Source organism: Psychrobacter sp. TB20-MNA-CIBAN-0197, from assembly GCF_040309765.1.
In the GTDB taxonomy this organism is placed as follows: Bacteria; Pseudomonadota; Gammaproteobacteria; order Pseudomonadales; family Moraxellaceae; genus Psychrobacter; species Psychrobacter submarinus.
On sequence record NZ_JBEOPC010000496.1, the window covers coordinates 1 to 276 of the forward strand.

Genomic DNA, 276 nt, shown 5'->3' on the forward strand with positions numbered 1-276 from the left:
GGGTAAATCCGGGCATATCGGCAACAAGATCGCCGCCACCCTGGCCAGCACCGGCACTCCGGCGTTTTTTGTGCATCCGGCCGAAGCCAGCCACGGCGACATGGGCATGATCACCCGCGACGATGTGATTCTGGCCCTGTCGAACTCTGGCTCGACCAACGAAATCGTGACGCTGCTGCCATTGATCAAACGCCTGGGTATCCAGCTGATCAGCGTCACCGGCAATCCACAGTCGCCATTGGCGAAGGCTGCGGAGGTCAATCTCAATGTGCATGT

Annotated in this window: 1 protein-coding gene; it reads left to right on the forward strand. The window is 59.4% G+C overall.

Annotation, left to right across the window (positions count from 1 at the left end):
- On the forward strand, nt 1-276 hold a 276-nt coding region (locus AAEY83_RS14660; RefSeq protein ID WP_351060014.1), incomplete at both ends, for an SIS domain-containing protein.